This is a genomic window from Spiroplasma endosymbiont of Polydrusus pterygomalis (genome assembly GCF_964030635.1).
Lineage (GTDB): Bacteria > Bacillota_I > Bacilli_A > Mycoplasmatales > Mycoplasmataceae > Spiroplasma.
On sequence record NZ_OZ034909.1, the window covers coordinates 1,635,664 to 1,657,985 of the forward strand.

General features: G+C 24.9%; 30 protein-coding genes and 5 pseudogenes. 12 read left to right on the top strand and 23 right to left on the bottom strand.

Going from position 1 to position 22,322, the window contains the following annotated elements; all coding sequences use genetic code 4:
• Window positions 1-47: 47 nt before the first annotated feature.
• The gene (locus ACQH23_RS10705) at window positions 48-566 is read right to left on the bottom strand and encodes a lipoprotein (RefSeq protein ID WP_425378315.1); all 519 of its coding nucleotides are present in this window, start codon (window positions 564-566) and stop codon (window positions 48-50) included.
• A gap of 96 nt (window positions 567-662) precedes the next feature.
• Window positions 663-1,316, bottom strand: coding sequence for a hypothetical protein (locus ACQH23_RS10710; protein ID WP_425378316.1), 654 nt, complete (start codon window positions 1,314-1,316; stop codon window positions 663-665).
• 311 nt (window positions 1,317-1,627) lie between these two features.
• On the opposite strand from ACQH23_RS10710, the gene ACQH23_RS10715 reads away from it, so the two are divergent.
• The 6 genes from ACQH23_RS10715 (at window position 1,628) to ACQH23_RS10740 (ending at window position 6,537) form a co-directional block, all read left to right on the top strand.
• Entirely contained in the window at window positions 1,628-2,089 is a 462-nt protein-coding gene (locus tag ACQH23_RS10715) for a hypothetical protein (RefSeq protein ID WP_425377645.1), read from the top strand.
• Between the two features lie 16 nt (window positions 2,090-2,105).
• Window positions 2,106-3,512: a hypothetical protein gene (locus ACQH23_RS10720; protein WP_425377644.1), complete on the top strand. Its 1,407-nt coding sequence runs from the start codon at window positions 2,106-2,108 to the stop codon at window positions 3,510-3,512.
• Window positions 3,513-3,518: 6 nt separating this feature from the next.
• On the top strand, window positions 3,519-4,436 hold the full coding sequence (locus ACQH23_RS10725; RefSeq protein ID WP_425378230.1) for a hypothetical protein: 918 nt from the start codon (window positions 3,519-3,521) through the stop codon (window positions 4,434-4,436).
• On the top strand, window positions 4,426-5,448 hold the full coding sequence (locus ACQH23_RS10730; RefSeq protein ID WP_425378317.1) for a hypothetical protein: 1,023 nt from the start codon (window positions 4,426-4,428) through the stop codon (window positions 5,446-5,448). Before ACQH23_RS10725 ends, ACQH23_RS10730 begins: the two co-directional genes overlap by 11 nt.
• A gap of 15 nt (window positions 5,449-5,463) precedes the next feature.
• The gene (locus ACQH23_RS10735; RefSeq protein ID WP_425378318.1) at window positions 5,464-6,117 is read left to right on the top strand and encodes a hypothetical protein; all 654 of its coding nucleotides are present in this window, start codon (window positions 5,464-5,466) and stop codon (window positions 6,115-6,117) included.
• Between the two features lie 87 nt (window positions 6,118-6,204).
• Complete coding sequence (locus ACQH23_RS10740; RefSeq protein ID WP_425377640.1) at window positions 6,205-6,537, top strand: hypothetical protein; 333 nt, start codon at window positions 6,205-6,207, stop codon at window positions 6,535-6,537.
• Between the two features lie 25 nt (window positions 6,538-6,562).
• Here ACQH23_RS10740 and ACQH23_RS10745 read toward each other — a convergent pair whose 3' ends face one another.
• The 13 genes and pseudogenes from ACQH23_RS10745 to ACQH23_RS10805 all read right to left on the bottom strand — a co-directional run bounded on the left by ACQH23_RS10745 (window position 6,563) and on the right by ACQH23_RS10805 (window position 12,393).
• A complete protein-coding gene (locus tag ACQH23_RS10745; protein ID WP_425377672.1) occupies window positions 6,563-6,742 on the bottom strand; it encodes a hypothetical protein in 180 nt (59 codons plus the stop codon).
• Window positions 6,743-6,746: 4 nt separating this feature from the next.
• A complete protein-coding gene (locus ACQH23_RS10750; protein ID WP_425377671.1) occupies window positions 6,747-7,217 on the bottom strand; it encodes a hypothetical protein in 471 nt (156 codons plus the stop codon).
• Window positions 7,202-8,068 (bottom strand): recombinase RecT, encoded by an 867-nt coding sequence (locus tag ACQH23_RS10755; RefSeq protein ID WP_425377637.1) that lies wholly within the window; start codon window positions 8,066-8,068, stop codon window positions 7,202-7,204. The genes ACQH23_RS10750 and ACQH23_RS10755 overlap by 16 nt, the downstream gene beginning before the upstream one ends.
• 2 nt (window positions 8,069-8,070) lie before the next feature.
• A complete protein-coding gene (locus tag ACQH23_RS10760) occupies window positions 8,071-8,847 on the bottom strand; it encodes a hypothetical protein (RefSeq protein WP_425377636.1) in 777 nt (258 codons plus the stop codon).
• Window positions 8,848-8,849: 2 nt separating this feature from the next.
• On the bottom strand, window positions 8,850-8,996 hold the full coding sequence (locus tag ACQH23_RS10765) for a hypothetical protein (RefSeq protein WP_425377635.1): 147 nt from the start codon (window positions 8,994-8,996) through the stop codon (window positions 8,850-8,852).
• A complete protein-coding gene (locus tag ACQH23_RS10770; RefSeq protein WP_425377634.1) occupies window positions 8,989-9,279 on the bottom strand; it encodes a hypothetical protein in 291 nt (96 codons plus the stop codon). The genes ACQH23_RS10765 and ACQH23_RS10770 overlap by 8 nt, the downstream gene beginning before the upstream one ends.
• A 13-nt stretch (window positions 9,280-9,292) precedes the next feature.
• A complete protein-coding gene (locus tag ACQH23_RS10775) occupies window positions 9,293-9,460 on the bottom strand; it encodes a hypothetical protein (protein WP_425378226.1) in 168 nt (55 codons plus the stop codon).
• A 9-nt stretch (window positions 9,461-9,469) separates the two neighbouring features.
• The gene (locus ACQH23_RS10780; protein WP_425378225.1) at window positions 9,470-9,787 is read right to left on the bottom strand and encodes a hypothetical protein; all 318 of its coding nucleotides are present in this window, start codon (window positions 9,785-9,787) and stop codon (window positions 9,470-9,472) included.
• 516 nt (window positions 9,788-10,303) lie between these two features.
• A complete protein-coding gene (locus tag ACQH23_RS10785) occupies window positions 10,304-10,543 on the bottom strand; it encodes a hypothetical protein (protein WP_425378319.1) in 240 nt (79 codons plus the stop codon).
• 219 nt (window positions 10,544-10,762) lie between these two features.
• The gene (locus ACQH23_RS10790) at window positions 10,763-11,263 is read right to left on the bottom strand and encodes a DDE-type integrase/transposase/recombinase (RefSeq protein ID WP_425378320.1); all 501 of its coding nucleotides are present in this window, start codon (window positions 11,261-11,263) and stop codon (window positions 10,763-10,765) included.
• A 21-nt stretch (window positions 11,264-11,284) separates the two neighbouring features.
• Window positions 11,285-11,557 (bottom strand): annotated as a pseudogene (locus ACQH23_RS10795) (hypothetical protein); the annotation flags it as partial.
• The gene (locus ACQH23_RS10800; RefSeq protein WP_425378321.1) at window positions 11,524-11,787 is read right to left on the bottom strand and encodes a hypothetical protein; all 264 of its coding nucleotides are present in this window, start codon (window positions 11,785-11,787) and stop codon (window positions 11,524-11,526) included. The pseudogene ACQH23_RS10795 and the gene ACQH23_RS10800, both read right to left, overlap by 34 nt.
• A 45-nt stretch (window positions 11,788-11,832) precedes the next feature.
• Window positions 11,833-12,393, bottom strand: coding sequence for an IS30 family transposase (locus ACQH23_RS10805; RefSeq protein ID WP_425378322.1), 561 nt, complete (start codon window positions 12,391-12,393; stop codon window positions 11,833-11,835).
• A gap of 141 nt (window positions 12,394-12,534) precedes the next feature.
• Between ACQH23_RS10805 and ACQH23_RS10810 the strand changes: the two are divergent.
• Window positions 12,535-13,365, top strand: a pseudogene (locus tag ACQH23_RS10810) (IS5 family transposase).
• Window positions 13,366-13,514: 149 nt separating this feature from the next.
• Here the strand turns inward: ACQH23_RS10810 and ACQH23_RS10815 are convergent.
• The 7 genes and pseudogenes from ACQH23_RS10815 to ACQH23_RS10845 all read right to left on the bottom strand — a co-directional run bounded on the left by ACQH23_RS10815 (window position 13,515) and on the right by ACQH23_RS10845 (window position 19,503).
• Complete coding sequence (locus ACQH23_RS10815) at window positions 13,515-14,732, bottom strand: IS3 family transposase (protein WP_425378323.1); 1,218 nt, start codon at window positions 14,730-14,732, stop codon at window positions 13,515-13,517.
• Between the two features lie 292 nt (window positions 14,733-15,024).
• Complete coding sequence (groL, locus tag ACQH23_RS10820; protein WP_425378324.1) at window positions 15,025-16,638, bottom strand: chaperonin GroEL; 1,614 nt, start codon at window positions 16,636-16,638, stop codon at window positions 15,025-15,027.
• 21 nt (window positions 16,639-16,659) lie between these two features.
• Window positions 16,660-16,935 carry a co-chaperone GroES gene (locus tag ACQH23_RS10825; RefSeq protein ID WP_425378325.1) on the bottom strand — a complete coding sequence of 92 codons (276 nt, stop codon included), beginning with the start codon at window positions 16,933-16,935 and terminating at the stop codon, window positions 16,660-16,662.
• 179 nt (window positions 16,936-17,114) lie between these two features.
• Window positions 17,115-18,223: pseudogene (locus ACQH23_RS10830) on the bottom strand (IS3 family transposase).
• 156 nt (window positions 18,224-18,379) lie between these two features.
• On the bottom strand, window positions 18,380-18,976 hold the full coding sequence (locus tag ACQH23_RS10835; RefSeq protein WP_425377606.1) for a DDE-type integrase/transposase/recombinase: 597 nt from the start codon (window positions 18,974-18,976) through the stop codon (window positions 18,380-18,382).
• Between the two features lie 21 nt (window positions 18,977-18,997).
• Window positions 18,998-19,273 (bottom strand): annotated as a pseudogene (locus tag ACQH23_RS10840) (hypothetical protein); the annotation flags it as partial.
• Entirely contained in the window at window positions 19,240-19,503 is a 264-nt protein-coding gene (locus ACQH23_RS10845) for a transposase family protein (RefSeq protein ID WP_425377767.1), read from the bottom strand. The pseudogene ACQH23_RS10840 and the gene ACQH23_RS10845, both read right to left, overlap by 34 nt.
• 60 nt (window positions 19,504-19,563) lie before the next feature.
• Between ACQH23_RS10845 and ACQH23_RS10850 the strand changes: the two are divergent.
• Both ACQH23_RS10850 and rpsU read left to right on the top strand, forming a co-directional pair.
• Window positions 19,564-19,758 (top strand): annotated as a pseudogene (locus ACQH23_RS10850) (helix-turn-helix domain-containing protein); the annotation flags it as partial.
• A gap of 242 nt (window positions 19,759-20,000) precedes the next feature.
• A complete protein-coding gene (gene rpsU, locus ACQH23_RS10855) occupies window positions 20,001-20,165 on the top strand; it encodes a 30S ribosomal protein S21 (protein ID WP_425378326.1) in 165 nt (54 codons plus the stop codon).
• Between the two features lie 296 nt (window positions 20,166-20,461).
• On the opposite strand, the gene ACQH23_RS10860 is transcribed toward rpsU, so the two are convergent.
• Complete coding sequence (locus ACQH23_RS10860; RefSeq protein ID WP_425378327.1) at window positions 20,462-20,659, bottom strand: hypothetical protein; 198 nt, start codon at window positions 20,657-20,659, stop codon at window positions 20,462-20,464.
• A gap of 269 nt (window positions 20,660-20,928) precedes the next feature.
• Here ACQH23_RS10860 and ACQH23_RS10865 point away from each other — a divergent pair, with 269 nt between their 5' ends.
• Genes ACQH23_RS10865 through rsmA form a run of 3 tightly spaced genes read left to right on the top strand, consistent with a single transcriptional unit; the run spans window position 20,929 to window position 22,203 of the window.
• On the top strand, window positions 20,929-21,141 hold the full coding sequence (locus ACQH23_RS10865; RefSeq protein ID WP_425379344.1) for a toprim domain-containing protein: 213 nt from the start codon (window positions 20,929-20,931) through the stop codon (window positions 21,139-21,141).
• Window positions 21,134-21,331, top strand: a complete 198-nt coding sequence (locus ACQH23_RS10870; RefSeq protein ID WP_425378328.1) for a DUF4093 domain-containing protein — start codon at window positions 21,134-21,136, stop codon at window positions 21,329-21,331. Before ACQH23_RS10865 ends, ACQH23_RS10870 begins: the two co-directional genes overlap by 8 nt.
• Window positions 21,331-22,203, top strand: a complete 873-nt coding sequence (gene rsmA, locus ACQH23_RS10875; RefSeq protein ID WP_425378329.1) for a 16S rRNA (adenine(1518)-N(6)/adenine(1519)-N(6))-dimethyltransferase RsmA — start codon at window positions 21,331-21,333, stop codon at window positions 22,201-22,203. Before ACQH23_RS10870 ends, rsmA begins: the two co-directional genes overlap by 1 nt.
• Window positions 22,204-22,322 lie beyond the last annotated feature (119 nt).

The following is a 22,322-nucleotide window of genomic DNA, read 5'->3' on the forward strand; positions in this document are numbered from 1 at the left end:
GTGCATATTTATTTAAAATGTTAATTTTATTTATATTTCTTTTCCTATTATTCATTAACTTTTACATTACTATTTTCATCAACAATTAAATTAGGTTCATTGGTATCTAAATTTCAACGATAAACTGATTTAAAGTATGTACCGGCACCATTATATGATTCTCAATCTGCCGGAGCTCAAGAAGAAGAATATCTAACATATAAAGTAAAATAAAATGGATATCCCGTTTCTTCTCTTAATTCCAATGTATATTTATTATATTTATCAAATATTTTCCCTATTTTTAATTCATTATGTTTAAAATTAATAATTCTTCAATTATGATTTTTATTACCACGCCATGTTACATAATATCATTTATTATCAATCTTATTAAATGGTTTTTCTTGTGGTGCTATTCATTCTAAATGGTTTTTAATATTTTCATTATTTGTATCTATTTTATGTTTTTCTTTTTGTTCTTTTAATTTTTCTTCACTATATTGTGGTGTATTACAAGCAATTAAACTTGTTGTACTTGTTCCTATTAATGATATTACACCTATGATACTTAATATTTTTTTCATATTTTTAATTCCTTTGTATTTTTATAAAGTTTGTTAATTTAATTAAAAAAGGAAATAACTTTTATATTATTTCCATAAATATAATAATTTTATTTATTATATTCTATTTATTATTTCATAAGCAACACCACCAGAAATCGCTCCAACAATTGCTCCAATTACTGAACCAACAGCAGAACAAACGGGTGCCCCGGGGCCACATAAAAGACCAATAGTTACCCCCGTTAAAGAACCTGTTCCAGCACCAATAACTTTAGGTCCGTGCATTTTAAAAGCAGCTCTTAAATCATCAGTTAAGTTTGCTCCTTCTTTTTCTGCTTGTATTAAATCGTTTTTGAATTTTAGAAGTTGTTCTTTTTCTCACTCTCTCTTAACTTGTTGATTATAATTATGTTGTTGTTGTTCAATTCTTTGTTTTTCATAATAACTATTTCATTCTTGAATTCTTTGTTGTGCTCTAAAATTTGCTTCTCTAATACCTTTTTGTCATAAACAATTTCTCTCACTTTGAGTAATATTGTCATATTCTCAAGTGCCGTTTTTATTATAACGTACGGTGCGATTAAAATCTATCGGATTATAAAAACACTCTGCCGGACTATATTGTTGTTGTCAATATTGAGGTTGAGTGTCTCTTTTAACTCGATTTAATTTACTATTTTCTTTTTGATATGGACTAGCGGCAATTGTTGTTGGTACAGCAGTTCCAACAATAGTTAATACACTTAATAAACTAAGTAATTTTTTCATACTTGTTTTTCTCCGTTTCTTAATCTTGAAACTTTTTATCAAGATCTATTCCCAGTATATATATATATATATATATATACAAGCAAAATTAGTAATTATTTTAAAAAATTTTATCTTGTTAAAAAGCTATTAATACACGTTTTAAGGGGTAAATTAGCAATGAAATATATTAAGTTTATTTATTTTTACATAAAGTGTTGTATTAGTAAAATAATAGTATATAATGAAGGCATAGGTTTAATCTTTTTCCGTAAAAAAGAGTTACGCTGACTTGTTAATCGGACAAGGATAAAAAAAGAGGAGTTTATAAAATGGCACTTATAAAAGAACAATTAATCGAACAAGGTTTAAGTGAAGAAATTGCAGAAAATATCTTAAATCAGTTTAATAATGAAGCAAAGCAAATTAGAGAAAGTGTGCAAAAACGCGAAGATGTTATATCAAAAGAAGACTTTATTAAATTATCTAATGAATTAGATGAATTAAAAGCCTTTAAAGATGTTCCATCTACTAAAATTGAAGATATTAAAACTAATTTAGAAAAAGTTAGTGGTAGTTCTTTATTTGAAAAAATGCAAACTTTAAAAGAATTAAAACCTGATTTGTTTGTCGAAGAACAACCATCAGTTTCACCAACTAATTTAATTAAAGATATGATTGAAAATTCGGTTGAAAATAAAAATGATGAAATTGAAACTATTAAAGAAAAAGGAGCATATACTCCAGAAGAAATTAAGAAATTAACTGATTATACACTTAAAAACCTTAGATAATAAGGGAGTGAATATTATGGCAACAATTAATTTGCCGCAAGTACATTTTACATTACAAGGTAATACAACAGGTCAAAAAGCCTATGTTGATATGGTTAACGCTATGCTAAGAGGACCATTAATGAATGAGCATGCAAGTATTATGCAATATGCAACTGCAACTGCTGAACAAGTTGCTTGATTACCTAATGCAGGACAAGCATTATATAATTTAACTCATCGTGTGGTATGACAAGATGATTATTCATTACCAAATGGTGGGGCAACTCAAACAATGGGATTAACAAGAATTCCGGTGCCTATTAATAAAAGATTTAATTTAAAATTAATGAATGAAGCATTTGACTTAGCAATGATAGAACAAAATATTAAAAATGGTGTTATTGCTGATGCTATTGCTAGTGTTGTACAGAATAAATTTGTTAATTTAGAATGTGAATTAATTCAGGCTATTTATGATTATTGTTTAGCAGATGGTCAATATGAAGTAATTCCATTTCGTGGTTATACAGCAGATAATGCTGATGATGCAAATAAAGCATTCTTTACATTAAATGAAACTTTGATTGAATTAACAAATCAAATTAGTAATTTATATTTTGGTTTACCAACCGATAAAATGTTTATGGTTTTAGGACGAAGATCCTATTTAGGATTAACACCTGCTTATTTAAAAGTAATTGGTTCACAAGCTCAATTAAAAGCAATGGTTAACGGTGAATTATATGAAAATACCGCAATGGGTATTCCGGTATCAAAAAGTTTTCATTTAGAAAAAACATATACAAAAGGACAAGTTAACCGAGATAAAGGTTATAATTTTACTAATATAAATGGTTTACTTATTAATAAACAAGTATGAGCATATCCAATTAATATGGATACTATTCAACAAGTTTTAGATAATGATACTGCTAACCCTAAATGAATTGGTAAAGTACAATATGCAACACCAACAATTTTATATCCAAAAACATGTAAGATTATTTTAGAAAAAGAACCAACACAAGAAGAAATAAATACTGCTAAAAGTAATTTAAATAAAACATTTAGAGTGCCGGTTGATTATGAAATTTCTACACCAATAAATACAACAAAATCTAATGTAATTTTAACACCAGATGTTGCTAAAATAGATATTAGTAAAATAAATAAATTAGATAAACCAATCATTAATTTACCAGATCCCAAAGATGTTAGTGATGGATGATTAAAACCACAATTTAAAGACGTTGTTTTAAAAGCAGTTAAAACTGTAGATAGTTCTTTAACTGAAAATGATTTTGATTATTCTATTAATCCTAAAGGTGAAGACTGACCAATTGATATTACAAATGATAAAATTGTTGAAGTTTTAATTGAAGGTAAAAACAAAGCAACTGGTAAAACAAAGTCAATTGAAGTAGTAATTAAAAATTCTTAATAAACAATGAATTTATTAATATTACGAATTTTAACTTTATTAACAGAAAATTTAGGAAATAAACCTTTAATAAATAAGTTTGTTAATTTAATTAATAAGGTTAATAAGTTTGCTTCATATTATGCTAATCCTTTTCAAAAGATTACAAATAAAATTGAAGATATTTATCAATGATTAAATCCATTTACTTATTTAAATTTAATTAAAAAAGGTCATAAAAAAGAAATTCAACAAATATTAAGTAAATTAGAAAAAGATAACAATATTAAAAATAGAGAACAATTTAAAAAAGAAAATTATCTAAACACTAATTGACAACCTTTAAATAGTAGTTGGCTTAATAGTGGTATGTTTAATATAACAAATAAGTTAACTTTAACAGGTAATTTAACTATTTTAATATATACAAAAACAGCAAAACACCCGAAGTTTTATGGTCCATATGTTTATCCTAGTGTTCCAGTTGAAATTTGAAAATTATTAAGTAATGCTGTGTCTAATGCAGGAACTTTATTTTGGCGTTATTGATTAAGAAAATGATTACCTAGTCATTTAAGAGATTATATTAAAAAAAGATTACCAAAAGAATTAAAAGAAAAATACCCAAAAGGAAATATTAAATTAACATTACCACATATTCAAAAATTACAACAAATTAAAACGTTTATTAATAATTTAAAGATTGGACACTTTAATTTCAATTTTGCTGGTGAAATTAATAATAAAAAATGGTATCGAGAGCGAAAAAGCGATGTTAAAAATATTAAGAATTTATATAAAACACCAGTTAAAAGTATGTTTTATAAAACTAATCAAACTATTAAAAAAATTAAAAAAGTACAAAGAAAAGTTAATAGTTATAAACTATCTAATTTAAGAAATAAATATCGTAATCAATTAAGGGGTGTATTATATGGAAAGTAATTTAAATAATTTGTTATTTATAACAGTTGAAGATGTTAAAAAAAGTAAACTTTGACAACCTATTAATGATCGTAAGCAATCTGCTTATAATGATAATTTAATTTATAATGCTATCTTAAAAACTAGTTTATGAATGGATAGATTATCAGGTGGGACAATTTCAGATAAGATTAATAAAAAAGATTTATTTCCATGAGTAAAAAAAGATAATACAGGTTTAATTGAATATGATAAATGATTAAGTTATATTCAATCTGCTTGTTTATTAGCAGTTATGAATTGATATTTACCAAAAGGAGTTAATGATTTAACTGGTAGTGCTTCATTTTCACAAGGTGGAGTTGCTTATTCACAAACTAATGACCCCGAAGCAAATGAAAATATTACTCGTGATGTTAAAAATGCTTTAAAATTAGCTGGTGAAATAATTGATATTATATCTAGTAAAACGGTTGATAGACCATATAATTATCATTTAGGGAATTATGCTCATCCTTGAGAAGAAGAATATAAATATATTACGAAAAAAACATTTTATGACAGTTTATTATTTTATTTAAAAGAACGCGTTCAAACTGATAACACTATTAATATTACTCATCCAACAATTATCGATTATAGTAAAATTGATTATAATGAATATATTAAACTTGTTGTTCCGTTTGATAATGATACGATTTATTATGATAATGGGGTTTGAAAAACAAATATTTCAGATTGAGAAATTGTTGACACTAGTGATTTAGATAATACAAGGTTTGATTATGAAATACAAAATTGAGATAAAGAAAATTATAAATACAATATTTGAATTAAAACAAGTAATCAAAATCATTATTATTTATCAACATACAAAAATTTTAGGGGAAAAATAACTGTTGGATCATTTGAATTAGAAAACGTTTTTTCTCATCGCGTAGAATTAGAAGATGATGGAATTATTGCTATACGTACTGGTGGGACAGATGGAACAATTACTGGTTTACACATTGAAAGAAAAAAAGTAAGTTAGAAAGGGGTTTAATTAATGAAGCAAGATAAAACAACTTGATTAAAGGGTGCATTACCTTGAAATTGATTTAAAAAAGATCCTATTCCAACTTATAATTGAACTCATAAAGATATTAGAGAATGAGAAAGAAAATATAAAATTAGGAGTTGAGTAGTTAGTTTTTATACTTTAATGTTTTTAGCATTAAATTTTTGATTGGAATACGGGATGATTAATAGTATTAAGGATCAAATTAATTGATACAATTATGGTCAATATTGAGGCAATGGTATTGCCATTTTATTAACACCTTTATTTACACATGGAATTCAGGGTATATTTGTTGCTAGTAGTAAACCAAAAGTAGATATGAAAATTGATATTCCACGATTAAAATTATCTAAAATGGGATTATTATTTACAATTTTACCTTTAATTACTTTAATAATTTCTTTAATTATTATTTTAATTGATAAATTAAAATGAAAAAAAGACCATTTAAGACATTGTTTAGATTGTCGGATTAATCCGCGTGTTATTCAACCAAGAATAGCAAAACAATGAAATAATTTAGATGGTATAACAGAAGAAATATTTAAAAATATACAAAACGAAAATATTAAAAAACAAAAACAAGAAGAAAATAACAAAAAATTAAATATAAATAATAATTATGAAACTAATAATTAAATTTTATTAAAATAGACTATATATAGGGGTGGTAGATATTTTGGGTGGTTATATAGCTTAATTTATAAATTATTTTGTTCTGAAAAAATGGATGGCCACTGTTTGAGTAAGGATAAGAAAGGAAACAAAAACATGAATGAAACATTAATGATTGCTTTACTTGTGTTAGCTGGTGCTGGTGGAATGGGTAGTCTTGGTATTCTTGGATTATCTGCTAAAAAAATTAAAAAATATAAAGCAGAACTTAGAGAATTGAGAACGGCTGTTATTGCCCACGAAAAACATTTACGAGGACCTGATTATGCAACAGAATTAGCCCTTAAAACAGGTCAAATTAAAAATGTTAAAAAACAAGTTAAAGTAAACGACAAAAAACAAGCACAAAAAGATGCTATTAGACAACTAACAAATAGTATTTAAAAAAATAACCAATTAAGGTTATTTTTTATTTTTCTTTGTTGTGACTTATATAAAAATTAATAAGATATTCTATTCGTTGTGAATAAGTATCAAAGTTAGATAATTTATTTCAAACTTTTTCTTCATTTTCATTTAAGTAAATATTAACATTTCGAATTTTACAAGAATAATATTTTCCTGTTTTTTGATTATATGATTTTTTCATAATATTAAACCTCATAATTAGCAATAATAATTGCATCTCGTAAATGATTACTTATTTTCTCATTATTATATTTTCAACCTTTACCATATTGATAAATTAAATTACTATCTTTATCAAATTTTCATATACAACTGTCATTATATTTACTTAAATTTTCCATATTTTTAACAATTGATTTAGTGTGTTTTGGTGATACTCAATTAATATTGTGTACTTTTTTTGTATTGTATTTAACTGTTCCAATTACTTTTAATAAATCATCCCTATCTTTACTTGCATTAGCAGATGTATATAAACAATCTTCAATATTAATAATTGCATCTGGTCTTAATACATCTAAAATAATATCGGGTTGTGTAATTCAATCATAATGTGTATATTCGGATTTATCAATTAATTTATTATCTTTAAAAGTAACGATAGCAGTAGTACCAGTCCCTGATGGGTCAATACCTATTTTTATCAAGTTGCTCATTCTTCATCATTATTATTAACTGTTGGTACTACATTAGAGATATCTTCTTCTTTAACTACATTATTGTTTGTATCCGCTATTTCTATATAAGATGAGGTATTTATATTGTTTGATAAGGGTTCATCGCTCATATGCCCCTTATTTTTGGCGACAGTAATATCATTAAAAGGTATATAATCAAAATTACCATCTTCTTTAATTTCTTTTTCATCTAAATCAATGTCAGTAATATCTACACCTAATTCTTGGGCTAATTTACGATATAATTTTGCTTCAACCATTTCTTTTGGTCATTTATTTCAAGGCGAATATTCACTATTTCCACTTGGACTACTATTTTTTAAACGGTCAATATCGGCTTTTCTTAATAAAATTCCTTTTGTTTCACCAGTTAAACGATTAATTCCAAAAGCATAAGCACCAATAATATTTTCATATTGACTGGTATTTGTCATAAAATCTATTTCATGTAATTTTGGTTTTTGTAAATCGGTATCTCATACAAATTTTTCACTTTTATAAATAATTCCTCGTTTTAACATTCAATTTTCTTGTTCCATTCTTTTTTGAAACACACTACTATCAATAATAGTTGTTAATTTATTTTTAAATGGAATAATATTAAAATCTTTTCCGAATATTAAACCTTTATTACTTAAATTAATAATTCCTAAGGCTGTAATTTTTCCATTATCAGCATTACCCACTAAATTCATATAACTTTGATTATTTTTTAATTTTAGTTCTTGTAAAGAAATTAAATTTTCTTGTAAATATTTAGCATTAACATTTAATTCATATGCTTTAACTGCTGTTGCTACTAATTCTTTTATTCCCATTTGATTATTCATAATTATTTCTCTCCTTTATTTATTTTGAATTTAATTCCATTAACACCAATAGTATTAATGTTTTTATTACTATCTCATTGTTTTTTAATTTCGTTTTTAACAATTTGTTCATCAACAATTAAATAATTTTTAATTAAATTAATAAGTTCTAATTTATCAGCATTTTGTAAAAAATCATCATTAACACCCAAAATATCAATATCTTTAATTAATATTTTTTCTTTCCGAAATTTACTAGTAGTTTTTTCTAAATCTTGTTCTATTTTTGCTACATCTTCCATAACACGAACTTGTTCATCTTCAATTTGGTCCATGTCTAACCCCATATCAGGCGTTAAGTTATTAGCATATTCAACCCGATTTTCTTGTTCTTGTTTTTTAGTTTGAATAAACTGTTGTTGTTTTAAGTATTGAACTTGTATTAGGCTATTTTTAATTTCAATTTTATTATTTTGAAGTACTTTTTCTAAATTAATAATATTAACTCTAATTCGATTTAATTCATCTTTAAAATCTTTTATTAATTCTAATGGTTCTCTAAAAACAAAATCAATTTTACTAATAGCACTGGGTATATCTTTTAAATGTATATCTTGATAACCATTTAATGCATAATGATTAAGATGACGATAGATAAACTCTGCTAATTCTTTACCGTGATTATCAATTCAATTTTTAATCGGTAATGCTTTTAAACTTAATTCTTTAAAATCATTACCTTTTAAATAAAATGGATAGGTAATATTTTTAATTTGATTATTTAACTTTAAATCTGCCATAATTAAATTTCCTCCAAATTCATATCCATAATTAAATTATCAATATATTCGTAAGCAGTCTCTTCTGAACAACATTCTTCTAATGCGATATTAAATAAATCTTCTTCGCTATAAACATAACCACTTTCATCTTTTCACATATTATTCATAATTTATCACTTCGTAGTCTGCTTCTTCATCTTCTAAATAATCATCTATTAAACCTTTAACCTCATCAATTTCATATCATTTTAAATTTAAATCAAAATCTTTTGGCAATGAAATATTACCTACATGTCGCTCTTCATTACCAAATTTAAGATATAAATTTAATTCTCAACTCATATCATAGTCACTATCAATTTGTGCATAAATAATATCTTTATTACTAATTTTTAATGCGTTATTATTAATTCATTTTTCATTTAAGTAATCACTAATACAATATGACATTTTCTTATTCCTCCTAATTATTTTTATTGTTTAATGCTCAATGTTCATCAGTCATATCTTCAAATGAAACTGGATAACTTTTAAGCATTAATTCATTCAATTTATTTTCTTTATTGCATTCTTTATGAAAACAATAACCTCAATATCTTTGTTTAAGACAAATTTTATTTAACTTTTTCATATAAACCTTCTAAATTATTTGTTTTATTTTTTTCTCAATTTGTAATATTTTTCAACCATCTGATGCTAAATCTAAAATATCGTTAATTTTGTAATGTTGCATATAAGAAGCAATAACATCTCATTTATCTTCAAATAAATTTAAGTACATTTTTGCTCATTCTAAACACTGTAAATCATAATGATTTTTATGATGAGAAATACGACAATTAACAGGTTGACAATTCACTCAATCAAATGATGTTGTTATTTCACTTCAAGTTTTATTAATATACAAACTTTTATATTCCATTATATTTCCTCCTATTTTTAATTCGCTGGCACTCACTCCCAAGTGAAAGTGCCAAAGCGAGAATTAGTTATATAAGTATTTATCTATTTATTTACTACGCCATCCGCTTCACTGGGGGTGAGCGGTGGCGATAATATATTTAATATTTGTTTATTATTAGATAATAGACAGTTGTTTTTATGAGGTAAAGCCAGAGAATTCTCTCTCTTCATCCGCACTATTTCAAGTCAAAACGTTCAGTTTTTAAAATAAATTCACTTGCACCTTGAAGAGCCTGGTGCTGGCGTTGTGGTTTGTAGAACCGCTGCCATCCTCGATGGGACAATGTCTATCGCAAATTTATTTATAAAGTGTCCATCTCTATTTTTATTGTCGTTCGATGTTGACCTTGCACTTATCACGACTATCGCTTAGTTTAAATATAACCAGCGCCGATTTACATTTTTCCTCATACACTATTTCAGTACTTGCCTCGGCTGGCTGTGGGAATGAGCTTAAACTCATGTTCTTATGGAAGCACTTAGTTATTTAAAATAACCGTCCCACACTGCATTAAGTTGTTTTATAAAATCAAAGTTTAAAAGAACCAGTTTCTCAATCAAAGATAATTTTTGAATTTTCTAATTTTTTATAAAACCGCGTTTGTTTTTTATCTTTTGTACGATTTAATAAATCTTTATGTTTTTTACAAGTTCATAAAACTTTATTTGATAAAAATTCTTCGGTAATTAATGATATTGCTTTATAGCAATTATCAACATCACAGATTGTTTGTTGCGTATTAATTTCCATTACTTACTCCTTCCTTTAATATTAAGTTTTTTTATTTATTAGCCAAATTAATTAACTAAAACAGAGAAAGGACAACACCTTAAAATTGGAGAAAAAAAGGTACACTTTGTAAAAATTTCTAAGATATTTAATAAATGTGTAATACAACTTTTTCGTTAACTTAAAGTTGCGATAAAAAGTTTCTATTTTAAGAATTTAAGATGCTGCCCTTTCTCTGAATTAATTAATAATTATGGGTTTACAAATAAAAAAACAACCCTTTTTATTTAACAAGAGTTGTTTTTTGCCGCTTCATCGTACATGATACAAAATTATAATTTTGTTATCTAAACATTTACTATTATAATCTTTAGATGTATATTGATATCCGTGATCTGAATGAATTATTGTTTTATTTAGATCTTTTTTTATTTTTTTAATTTTATTAATTGCAGCATTTAAATTATCAATTACAAGTTTGTTATTATTAAATTTTGATCATTTTACATCAATAATTTCTTTAGTATATCCATCAATTATTGTTGATTGATAATGTTTTTTACCATTTCAAATTAAATAAGTTACATCAGTAAATAAAATTGAAAATCTTTCTTTAATATCATTAAAATTACGATTTACTAAATCAGGATATTTAATTATATTTTTATTTCTATTTTGTTTTATTAATATTTTTCTACGCATACGCTTTACATATTCAGCTTGAATATTATTTTCTTTCATAATTCGTAATACTTTCTTAGCATTATAAACAATGCCATAATCTTCTTTTAAATATTTGGTAATTCGACGATAACCAAATTGTTTTAAATTTTCTTCATAGACTTTTACAATATTTTTTAATGATTCGCTATCCTTACCATTACTTGAATAATTTTTATATTTATCTCAATAACTACGCTTTAAATCTGTTACATCAAGTAATAAATTTAGTGGATATTTATTAAGGTTTTCTTTGATAAAAAATACAATTTTTCTTTTATTTAATTGTAAAAGTCATGAAGCTTTTTTAGTAATTCATACCTAACTTTGTAATAGTTTAAATCTCTTTTTTCAAATGATTCTTTTGGACCTTTATTGGTGTTTAAAATTCCTTTCTTAAAATTTTCATACCATGAAGCAAAAGTTTTTTTATTAATTGCATATTTTTTTGCAATAAAACTTATACTATTATTTTTAACCTCTTGTCCTATCATTTTTCGAAAATCTGCTGTATATTTATTAAATTTTTGTCCTTTTCTTGCCATATAAAAATGCACCTCCTTTAAAGTTTAGCAAAGACTTTTTTTTCTTTACTTACTTTTTTGGGTGCAGTCTATTTTACCTCGTGATGATACTACGGTATCACCTTCTCAATGACCAAGAGTTACGCGATTATTAACATTAGCATTTCGTTCTTTAATTGATTTACCATTAAATTTACCCCGATTTTCTTGATATTTTCGTTTCTTACCTTTTCTTCTTAAATTTTTATTAGTAACTTTTTCAAGTAATCCAGAATAAATTCAATTGTAAATTGTTTTAAAACTAATAATTCATTCTTTATGAAAATTTTTAATTCTGCCATAAATTTGTTCGGGTGATCAACCTAATAATAATTTTTGTTGTACATATTTTACTAATTCTCTATTTTTAAACTTATGAAAATAAATATGTGATTGTTTTCTATTTTCTGCTTTATTTTGTGCAATTAATGAAAAATAATGATTATTATCTTTATTTCTATTAACTTCTCGAATAATAGTACTAATACTTCGATTAAGATTTTTAGCTATTTCACTAATTTTTATTTTAAACTTCAATTGATTCTCAATATAAATTCTTTCATCTATGCCAAGATGTTTATATCCCATATAAAAACTCCTTGCTTTATTTTTTCTAAAATAAACTTAGCATCATAAAATTTTTATATGAGATTTTTTGCAATTTTATTTACTTGCACTTACAAGTATAATTCAGCAAATAAAAAATATAAATTAGGCGGGTATAAAAGTATGAAAAAGGATAACTTTAAATTTCTTAATGATAAAGAATTATTACGATTAACAGGAATAAAACAAAATACTTTTAATAAAATGTTAGATATTTTAAAAGAAGCCGAGTTAAAAAAATTTAAAAAAGGCGGAAAAGCTAATAAATTATCATTAGAAAATCATTTATTAATGACTTTATCATATTGAAGAGAATACTGCACTTATTTTCATCTTGGTAAAAGTTTTGGCATTAGTGAGAGTAATTGTTATCGTAATATCAAATGAATTGAAAACACTTTAATTAAACACCCTGACTTTCAACAACTTGCTGGGAAAAAAACATTAATAAATAAATATTTTAATGATAAAACAATTATTATTGATGCAACCGAAACAGCAATCCAATGCCCAAAAAAAGACAAAAAAAATACTATTCCGAAAAAAAAGAAAAAGCATACTATCAAAACACAAATAATCCTCGAAAAAGAAAGCAAAACTATTATTGCAACAAATTTTGCTTGTGGTAAAACCGATGATTTTCGTTTATTTAAAGAATCAAAAATACCACTTTTAAAAGCTAGCAAAGTAATAGTTGATACAGGTTATCAAGGCTTGCAAAAAATGCATCGGAATGTTTTGATTCCGCATAAAAAAACAAAGCAAAAACCTTTAAATAACAAATAAAAACAGCATAATAAACTAATTTCACAAATGAGAATCGTTATTGAAAATGTTTTTGCTATCCTTAAAAAATTTAAAATTATTACTGAAAAATATCGCAATCGTAGAAAAAGCTTTGCTTTAAGATTTAATTTAATTGCTTCAATCTATAATTTTCAATTGTTATTATAAATAAGACAAGAAGTTGAATGAAAATTAACTTTAAATAATAAAATCATTTTTTGTTGTGCCAAAATAAAGCATCGCTTATAAATACTATAAGAATTAAATTAATAAGAGGTATAAATTCCTATTTGCACAGTTTCAGATAACTGAGAATTTTAATTAAAAAATGCTTTCATTTCATATTGAAGTGGTGGCATTTTTAAATTTAAAATTTTTCTTTTTTCATTATAATGAATTATATAATTATCTACAATATTTTTTACTTCTAAAATATTTTTACAGTGTGATAATTCTGAGTTCTCGGTTTTAAGAATTGAAAATTGATTTTCAATCGGTGAATTATCTAAACAATTGCCTCTTCTTGACATACTTATATTTATACCGTGTTTTTTTAATAATTTTTCATAAGCTTTTGAAGTGAAATGAATACCTTGATCAGAATTAATAGTTAATTCACCTTTGATTATTTTTCTTTTAATAATTGCTTCTTTGATACAATTATTTACTCAATTTACTGTTGGAGTTGTTGTTAAAGAATAATTTACTATTAAATTACTAAATAAATCCTTGATTGCAAATAAATATACTCATTCTGTGATTGTTTTAACATACGTAATATCAATTGATCACTTTTGATTAGTTTTTTCAGCTTTAAAATTACGTTTTAATAGATATTTATGTCGAATATGTTCATTTGTCATTTTTAAGAAATGATTAATTTTTTTTCTTGTTTTAATTCTTACACTAGAAATTCTATTAGCTAATTTCATATAACGATAAACTGTTGAATTCGACACATTAATTTTTTGCTCTTCCAAAGATAATTTAATTTGTCTGTGTCCTTTAATACTATTTTCTCTATGAATTGCTTTAATTATTTCATATATTGAATAATCAATATTTGGTTGATATTCATCACAATTTTTTGAATATTTATTTCAAGTATCATATGAAATTCTTAATTCTTTTAAATATCATGATAAAGTAATTTTTGAAACTTGCAATTCTGATTTAATAAAAGCAATTTGTTTTCTAATGTTTGTTTTTGTTTTTATCTTTGGAAGAGCTTCAAGCTTTTTTAAAACTTCATTCTCAGCTTTTATTCTTTCATTTTCTTTTTTTAATAAATAGTTTTCACGTTCTAAGGGGTTTTTAAACTTATTTAATTCAAAATCTTTTCGCTTTTTTCGTTCTTTTAGAATTTCTTTATTTTGTTGAAATTGATTTACTCATTTTGAAATAGTTGCTAAACTAATATGATATTCTTTTGCTATTTCACTATAAGATTTATTGTTAATTGAGTATTCATTAACAATTTTTTCTTTAAATTCAAAAGAATGATCTTTAGACCCTTTTATTTTACCTTTAGCCATATAAAAATTTTTCTCCTAACTTTATATATTAATAATAATCTAGAAAAATTTTTATTTATATATCTCAGTTAAAAGAAACATTGCAGTATAAATTCCTATTTGTATTTTTTCTTTATGAATTAATCTGCAATGATTATCATAGTATCGCAAGAAGTATATTAATTCTTCAAGTATTTTTTACATCAATTATTTACCTCTCTTTAAATTAAAAATATACCTAATTTTAGGTATATTTTTAATTTAAAGAGTTTTCTGCAAAATTAAAGGTCTTTTTTAATTTATCTTAATCTAATTACATTCCTAAATCAGGATAACTTGGTGTTTTTGGTTGACTATCTTCTTCATTATTAACAACAATCGCTTCAGTTGTCAATAATAAGGCACTAACACTACCTGCATGTTGTAAAGCATAGCGTGTTACTTTTACGGGATCAACAATACCTGCCTTAATCATATCTTCTCATACTCCTGTTGCTGCATTGTACCCAATATTATCTGGTTGTTCTTTTAATTTATTAACAATAACTGAACCTTCAACACCAGCATTAGCGGCAATTTGACGAACTGGTTCTTCAATTGCCCGCAACACAATATTTAATCCTATTTTTTCTTCATCACTTAGTTTTAAATCTCCTAATTTTTTCCCAATCTGTACTAAGGCTGTTCCACCACCAGCAACAGTTCCTTCTTCTACTGCTGCTTTTGTTGAATTTAAGGCATCTTCAACTCGTAATTTTTTCTCTCTCATTTCGGTTTCGGTTGGAGCTCCAACTTTAATAATTCCAACACCCCCCGCAAGTTTTGCTAATCTTTTTTGTAATTTCTCTTGCTCAAATGATGATGATTCGTTTTTAATTTGGTTTCGAATGAATTCTTTTCTTGCCTCTAATTCCGCTTTTGTTCCTTTACCTTCAACAATTGTTGTTGTATCTTTTGAAACAATTACTTTTTTTGCTGTTCCTAAATCAGCTAACGTTAATTTTTTGAAATCCATTCCTAAATCAGCGCTAACAAATGTTCCTTTTACTAATACAGCAATATCTTCTAATAAGTTTTTACGGTTATCACCAAATTCTGGCGCTTTAACAACACAAATATTAAAAGCACCACGCATTTTGTTTAATAACAATGTTGGTAAAACATCCCCATCAACATCATCAGCAATAATTAATAAGGGGCGTCCTTCTTCAACAATTTTTTCTAAAATTGGTAAAATTTCTTTCATATTACTAATCTTTTTATCAATAATTAAAATATAAGGATTATCAAATTCTGTTAACATTTTTTCACTATCCGTTACCATATATTGTGATAAATATCCTTTATCAAATTGTAATCCTTCGGTTACACTTGTTTCAGTATTAATTGTTTTTGATTCTTCAATGGTAATAACCCCATCATTCCCAACCTTTTCCATAACTTCAGCAATTAAATCACCAATTTCCGGGTCTTTTGAACTAACACTTGCTACTTGAGCAATTTCTGCTTTTGATTTAATTTGGTTAGCAGATTGTTTTAATAACTCAACAATTTTGTTAACTGTTTTTTCAATTCCATTGCGAACTGCAATTGCATTAGCCCCTGCCGTAATATTTTTTAAGCCTTCTTTCACAATTGCTTGCGTTAAAACAATCGCCGTTGTTGTTCCGTCCCCAGCAACATCATTTGTTTTATTGGCAACTTCTGCTACTAATTTAGCCCCCATATTTTCAAAATGATTGCTTAATTCAATTTCTTTTGAAATTGTCACTCCATCATTAGTAATTAATGGTGAGCCATAATTTTTTTCTAATAAAACATATTTTCCTTTTGGTCCTAAAGTAACTTTCACTGTATCTGTTAATTTATTAATTCCATTAATTAACATCATTCTTGCTTCTTCAGCAAATTTAATTGATTTTGACATAATTTTATTCCCCCTTGAATCCTATTCTTCAATGACACCTAAAATATCTTCTGCTGGAATTACAACTAATTTTTTATTATTGCATTCAATTTCAGTTCCGGCATATTCACGATAAAGAACTTTACTGTTCATCTTGCCTTCAAATGTTTCATCCTTACTAATTTCGGTACTAATTGCAATTATTTTTCCAATACGACTTTTGATTTTCTCATCTTCTTGTAAATAAATTCCATTAATAAATGTTTCTTGTTTTTCTTCTTTTTCTAAGACAATATTTTTGCCTAATGGTTTGATCATATCTTGTCCCTCCTTATTAATATGAACTATTAGCAAATGGCATATGTAACTGCCAATAATATATTTAACAAATTTTAGAAAAAAATGCAAGTATTTTTAAATTGGAAATGCAAATAAAATAAAAAATCTTTCTTTTGAGAAAGATTTTAATGGATTGGCAACCCTTTTTAGGACACTTTTTATATGGACTGTTGTTTTCTAAATTCAACAGGTGTTAAATAATTTAAACGACCATGAATTCTAATATTGTTATATCAATGCACAAAATCAAATAATTTATATTTTAATTGGGTTAAATTTATAAATTTTTGCCCCTTGATAAATTCCGTTTTAAAACTTTTGTAAGTTGTTTCAGCCACAGCATTATCGTATGGACAGCCTTTATTGCTTAATGATCGTTTGATGTTAAAAGTATTTAAGATATTATCAATGATTTTATTTTTAAATTCATTACCCCGGTCAGTATGAAATAACGTAATTTGATTTAATGGTCTTGTAATTGAATAAAAGGCTTTTTGTTCTAGTTGGGCTGTTTTGTTTGTCCCGGCACTATAGCCAATTATTTCACGATTAAACAAGTCAATTAATAAACAAATATAATGTAATTTAGCACCAACTTGAACATATGTTAAATCACTAACAACAACTTCATTTGGATGTTTATTATTAAATTCACGGTTTAAAACGTTGCTAATTTCGTCGTTATTAACCATTGACTTATGATTACAATATTTTAATTTGGTGTATTTAGATACTAACTGATTTTTAATCATAATTTGGCGAATTTTTCTTCGCGATAAGATAATATCTTTTCTGGTTAAAATAGCTTTAATTTTACGAGCTCCATAAATTTTGCGACTAGCATTAAATGCACTGATAACTTCTTGTTCATAATTATTAACATCAACCGTAGCGTATTTATTAATTTGATAGTAATATGTTGATTTTGCTATCTTTAATATTTGACCCATTTTTCGCACGGAATATTTTTCTTTATTATTGTTAATAATTTCTATTTTTTGCCGATTATCAGTGCCGCTTGCTTTAAAATGTCGTTTTCCATTCGTAATTGGATTAATTCTTTCCGCAAGGCAATCAGTTCATTTTCTTCAACAGTGCGGTTATCTTTTGCTTTAAAAGATCCAGAATTATTTAATTTTTCAATTCACTGCTATACGGCTGATTTTGACATCCCATATTCCTTAAAAATTTCAAGAATGGTTTTACCATTTTGATAAAGTAAAACAATTTGTTTTTTAAATTCATCGGTATATGAATTTCTTCCCATTTTTATATTCCTACTTTCTTCATAATTATATTTTATTTGAAAGTCCACATAAATATGGTCCAACTTATTGTACCTAGACTGCACCCCGTTTAGTAAGTATTAATAAAAAGGTTTACAATATACTGCACCCTGTTTAGTAAGTATTAATAAAAAGGTTTACAAACTTTCATTTATTATATCTTTTTCTTTTTGGTTTGAATATCATTTATTTCATTTTTTAACATCATTAATATATTCATTATGAGATTTATAATTTTTATTATGGATTGTTCCTTTTTTAAGTAATGAATGAAAACTTTCAATAATAATGTTGTCTGCACAATGATAATTTTTACCCATTGAAATTATAATTTTGTTATCTAAACATTTACTATTATAATCTTTAGATGTATATTGATATCCGTGATCTGAATGAATTATTGTTTTATTTAGATCTTTTTTTATTTTTTTAATTTTATTAATTGCAGCATTTAAATTATCAATTACAAGTTTGTTATTATTAAATTTTGATCATTTTACATCAATAATTTCTTTAGTATATCCATCAATTATTGTTGATTGATAATGTTTTTTACCATTTCAAATTAAATAAGTTACATCAGTAAATAAAATTGAAAATCTTTCTTTAATATCATTAAAATTACGATTTACTAAATCAGGATATTTAATGATATTTTTATTTCTATTTTGTTTTATTAATATTTTTCTACGCATACGCTTTACATATTCAGCTTGAATATTATTTTCTTTCATAATTCGTAATACTTTCTTAGCATTATAAACAATGCCATAATCTTCTTTTAAATATTTGGTAATTCGACGATAACCAAATTGTTTTAAATTTTCTTCATAGACTTTTACAATATTCTTTAATGATTCACTACCCTTACCACCATTACTTGAATAATTTTTATATTTATCTCAATAACTACGCTTTAAATCTGTTACATCAAGTAATAAATTTAGTGGATATTTATTAATGTTTTCTTTGATAAAAAATACAATTTTTCTTTTATTTAATTGTAAAAGTCATGAAGCTTTTTTAGTAATTCATACCTAACTTTGTAATAGTTTAAATCTCTTTTTTCAAATGATTCTTTTGGACCTTTATTGGTGTTTAAAATTCCTTTCTTAAAATTTTCATACCATGAAGCAACAGTTTTTTTATTAATTGCATATTTTTTTGCAATAAAACTTATACTATTATTTTTAACCTCTTGTCCTATCATTTTTCGAAAATCTGCTGTATATTTATTAAATTTTTGTCCTTTTCTTGCCATATAAAAATGCACCTCCTTTAAAAGTTTAGCAAAGACTTTTTTTCTTTACTTACTTTTTTGGGTGCAGTCTATAAATTATCATTAGAAAATCGTTTATTAATGACTTTATCATATTGAAGAGAATACCGCACTTATTTTCATCTTGGCAAAAGTTTTGGCATTAGTGAGAGTAATTGTTATCGTAATATCAAATTAATTGAAAACACTTTAATTAAACACCCTGACTTTCAACAACTTGCTGGGCAAAAAACATTAATAGACTTCTTGCGATACCTGATTATTTATGCTTAAAAAGCAATTAAAATTTTTAAAAATGCTTATTTTAAAGTTTAATTTAATTTTTTTAATTTGTAATTTTTTTTATTTTTGTTAGTATCGCAAGAAGTCTAATATTTATTTTAATTTTATGCATACATAAATCAGAAAAGTTTGTTTTGTCCGAAAAAGTATGATAGGATGATATTGTTAATTTATATAGTTTTAGGAGTTGAAATATTATGGCTACTGTTTTTGTCAAAGCAGGAGAACCGCTAGACAAAGTGTTGAAACGATTTAACAAGGTTTCGTCAGTTAAAAGAAAAGAAGCCCGTAAACGTGAACACTGAATGAGCAAAAAAGAAAAAAGACGTTATAAGCAAGACCAATCGCGTAGTTTTCGTTAAAAAATCCCATTAATGGGATTTTTTGGTCGTATAAATAATTATATGGTAAGTTATATAATTTAATAAATTAGAACGTTTTAAGCATTCCACTTACACTATTATTTTAAATCAAACTATTTTATTGTCAATATTCCTTTAATTTTGTAGAAAATTCTTGATAAAGTCAAAAAAATCATTAATATGATAATTTGAAAACTAATTTGGTGGAAGATTATTATTGTTCTTTAACTTTTTTAGATGTTAAAATATAATACCGTTGCTTGTTGGTTTGGTGTTAAACCTTTGTGTTGGTATTTTTATTTTCAGAGATTTAAATAATTTTGAATGTTAGTAAAACCTAAACCATGATAATGAATTAAGACTTCTTTAAGACTTGCTTGTAATTTACTAACTTTATTTAATTTTCGATAACTGGCATCAGGATTTGTCCTAGTTTTAGTGGCATATAAAGTAGAACTTGTTTGTTTTGCTACTAATAAATATAATGGTTGCATATCAGAAATAATAATGGAATTTTTGTTAATTAATTTCTTTAATTTTGTCGAAAACTCTTGATAAAGTTAAAAACCCTTATAAAATATAGATATTTGCAAGAAATACATTTTATTAAAAACCAAATAAAATCAAGGTTTTATTAAAATATCAAGAGTTTTCGACAAAATTAAAGAAAAGATGTTTATAGGGGTGAAAGACTAAGGCGGCAGTATTTATTATTGTTGAAGGAAAAACTGATACAGCAAAATTAAGAAGTATTTTTCCGGAAATTAAAACAATTGAAACTAGTGGTAGTGGAATCACAACTGAAAAATTAGCATTTATTAAACAAATTAGTTTGAATAATAAAGTAATTATTTTTACTGATCCGGATTATCCTGGCCAAAAATTACGCCAAACTATTAGTGATTATTTGGATAACAATTGTTTGCATGCTTTTATTAATAAAAATGCTGCAATCAAAGGTAAAAAACTTGATTAGTTTTACCAAGCAAACAGGTGATATCTTATGCTGAAATGATTATATTAATTTGGTTGATTCAAAAAGTAAACGTGATAAAATTATTAATTATTATAACTTAATGCCAATTAATAATAAAACAACTTTTAAATGACTAAACTATATGAATATTAATAACCAAGATTTAATTAATATTTTAGAGGAGAAATAATGAAAAAACAAAATCAAGAAATGCGAACAGAAGGTATTGTTGCCAAGAAAAGTAAAGGGCAAAATTTTTTAACAAATCCTTATTTTATTAATTTAATTGTTGATAGTGCCTTTGATTTACAAAAAACAAATATTTTAGAAATTGGTCCCGGTATGGGAGCCTTGACAAATTATATTTTGGTAAAAGCAAATAAACTTGTCTGTGTTGAAATTGATTCGGATTTAGTAAAATACTTAACAGTAAAATTTAAAGATCAAAACTTAAAAGTTATTGAGGCTGATATTTTGAATCTTGATTTAGATAAATTATTTTTAACAGAATTTTTCGATAATAATCCAATTAGTATTATTTCTAATATTCCTTATTATATTACTTCACCAATTATTTTTAAATTATTAAAAATAAAAAATCCAAAAGTAACAGAAATTATTTTAATGATACAAAAAGAAGTTGGAGAACGAATTATGGCACAGACAAATTCCAAAGCTTATAATAGCTTTTCGGTTGTTTGTCAGTTCTATAGTGATATTGAAAAAGTTTGTTTAGTTGGACGAAATAATTTTATGCCCGTTCCAAAAGTTGATAATGTTGTTTTAAAATTTAAATTAAATAAAAAATATCCAAGTTTAAAGGGTGAAGAAGAATTTATTAACTTTGTTCGGATGATGTTTGCAACAAAACGAAAAACAATTTTAAATAATTTAGCAGGCATTATTAATAATAAAACGTTAGCATCAGATGTTTTACTGAAATTACATTATTCCTTAAATTTACGTTCTGAAAATTTAAGTTTAAATGATTTTTATATTTTATATAATAGAATTCTTGCGATACTAACAAAAATAAAAAAAATTACAAATAAAAAAAATTAAATTAAACTTTAAAATAAGCATTTTTAAAAATTTTAATTGCTTTTTAAGCATAAATAACAAGGTATCGCAAGAAGTCTAGACTGCACCCAAAAAAGTAAGTAAAGAAAAAAAGTCTTTGC